Below are 601 nucleotides of genomic sequence, written 5' to 3' on the forward strand. Positions count from 1 at the left end.
GATAAACGCTGAAGGCATCTAAGCGTGAAACTCCCCCTAAGATTAGATCTCTCATCCTTCGGGAGTAAGGCACGTCGTAGACTATGACGTTGATAGGTCGGAGGTGGAAGCGCGGTAACGCGTGTAGCTGACCGATACTAATAAGCCGAGGGCTTGACCTTAACATGATGAATGCAGGCGCTTGCCTGGTACTAAAGATCTGCATTGTTCGGTTTTGAGGGTGCTGACAAAGCGACGCGTAAATGTGGCCCGTTGGTCAAGCGGTTAAGACGGCGGCCTCTCACGCCGCAAACGTGGGTTCGATTCCCGCACGGGTCACCAAACCTGCGCCTTTAGCTCAGCTGGTAGAGCAACTGACTCTTAATCAGTGGGTCCCCGGTTCGAATCCGTGAAGGCGCACCAGTCTCTATGGAGCGTCTGCGAGGCGCTCCATAGAGAACCTCTAAAAATTAAGTGTTTATCGTTGAGAAGAACGGTAAGGAGAAGAAAATGTTGAAGTTTCTTTTGCTTACTTTTCTTTTCAAAGAAAAGTAAGTTGGTGTTGATTGCGGTGAGGGTCCACCCGTTCCCATCCCGAACACGGAAGTTAAGCTCACCTGCG

2 tRNA genes and 2 rRNA genes are annotated in these 601 nt (G+C 50.6%); all 4 read left to right on the forward strand.

The window, feature by feature from the left end:
* Positions 1 to 161 (forward strand): 23S ribosomal RNA (locus ACTNB1_RS14830); the annotation flags it as partial.
* A gap of 85 nt (positions 162 to 246) precedes the next feature.
* Positions 247 to 321 (forward strand) — tRNA-Glu (locus ACTNB1_RS14835).
* Positions 322 to 326: 5 nt separating this feature from the next.
* Positions 327 to 402: transfer RNA gene (locus ACTNB1_RS14840), tRNA-Lys, on the forward strand.
* A gap of 132 nt (positions 403 to 534) precedes the next feature.
* Positions 535 to 601: ribosomal RNA gene (rrf, locus tag ACTNB1_RS14845) — 5S ribosomal RNA — on the forward strand; the annotation flags it as partial.

It is taken from the genome of Flavonifractor sp. HCP28S3_F3 (genome assembly GCF_052065355.1).
In the GTDB taxonomy this organism is placed as follows: Bacteria; Bacillota; Clostridia; order Oscillospirales; family Oscillospiraceae; genus Flavonifractor.